This is a genomic window from Candidatus Symbiopectobacterium sp. (assembly GCF_020054415.1).
Taxonomy (GTDB): domain Bacteria; phylum Pseudomonadota; class Gammaproteobacteria; order Enterobacterales; family Enterobacteriaceae; genus Symbiopectobacterium.
In genome coordinates this window covers 1-1,550 of the sequence record NZ_JAHWCO010000608.1, presented here as the reverse complement: position 1 = coordinate 1,550, position 1,550 = coordinate 1, and the positions used below count along the sequence as shown (strand labels likewise).

The window sequence follows — 1,550 nt, the reverse complement described above, 5'->3', positions numbered from 1 at the left end:
GCGCTGCTTGAGGGCCTTGTTATAAGAGGGCCAGTTGGTGATTTTAAAATTTTGTTTTGCCATGGAGACCTGATTTTGAAACAACTGTGGTGATCTGCTCCGATGATTACCCAAAAGTTCTATTTATTCAACAAAGCCCAAAATACCATGCCTGAAGTTCTTGGGCCCGAATCCTTGCCTTCAGAACAAGAGATTGCGCAGAGCATGGTACATATACTGCCTGAACAATTTCGTGACAAATTTCTGCAACAGCGCGCCATCGAAATGCGTCCGGTAAAATTTCATAACCCACTCAAAGGCCACGTGGATGAAACCGTGCGCCACGTATGGTGCAGAGCCAATGGCACCATGCCCGATGACGAGCGCATTCATAAATACCTACTGGGTTACACATCGGACTGCAATTTCCTGCTCACCGCCTTGCAACCGCACGGCGTCGGATTCCTTGAGCAGGGTATGCAAGTCGCAACCATTGACCACTCGATGTGGTTCCACCCCCCTTTCCGCCTTGATGACTGGCTGCTCTACACCGTAGAAAGTACATCAGCTCCAGGTGCCCGTGGCTTCGTTCGTGGACAGTTCTACACCCGGGACGGGATTCTGGTGGCCTCAACGGTACAAGAAGGGGTCATGCGGCGGCATGATGTGTCTTAAAAAGAGATGATTTGCTCACTATCCTCAGTCCTGGGCTGTGTCCCTTAATTGCCTGAGTTATAGTAACCGTATGTTTCCACAGTATATTAAACTATGGCTCGCTACGACCTTCCCGATGAAGCATGGATGATCATCCAGTCTTTACTGCCTGCTGAACCAGCAATACCACGTGCCGGACGTCCATGGGTAGAACATCGTAAAATCATCAATTGTATGTTCTGGATTCTGTGCTCAGGTGCTCCATGGCGTGATTTACCTGAGCGATATGGTCCGTGGAAAACCGTATATAACCGCTTTAATCGTTGGTCAAAATCGTATGTGATTAACATTATTTTCAATAGGTTACTTTCTGCTCTTGATGCGCATGGTCTCGTTGACTGGTCTGCTACGGCGCTGGATGGCAGTAATATCCGGGCGCTGAAATGTGCTGCCGGTGCTCAAAAAACATCACGATATCGCCGGAGATAACGGTCGGGTCGCTCTCGCGGTGGTTTTGGCATCAAAATCCATCTGGCAACAGACGGAAGTGGTCTCCCGTTAAACATCCTGCTGAGCCCCGGACAGGCTCACGAAAGCCAGTTCGCATTACGTCTTCTGGACGGTATTGGTGTTCAGCGCCATAATGGCAGCATGAAGCGTCGTGGTTATGCGGTGCTGGCTGACAAGGCTTATTCAGGGCATGCACTACGCAAGGAGCTGAAACGAAAGGGGATAAAGGCAGTCATCCCCCGAAAAACGAATGAAAAAATGGCTTCTGACGGGCGCTCACGGTTCGCCAGTGACGCTTACCGTCATCGCAATGTAGTGGAAAGATGTTTTGGCCGATTAAAAGAATACCGCCGTATTGCCACACGTTATGACAAAACGGCGAGGAATTATCTGTCGATGGTTAAACT

General features: G+C 49.4%; 2 pseudogenes. Both read left to right on the top strand.

The annotated features are described in order from the left end of the window. Positions 1–138 precede the first annotated feature (138 nt). Positions 139–654, top strand: a pseudogene (locus QZ506_RS17780) (acyl-CoA thioesterase II); the annotation flags it as partial. A 93-nt stretch (positions 655–747) separates the two neighbouring features. Then, positions 748–1,550: pseudogene (locus tag QZ506_RS17775) on the top strand (IS5 family transposase); the annotation flags it as partial.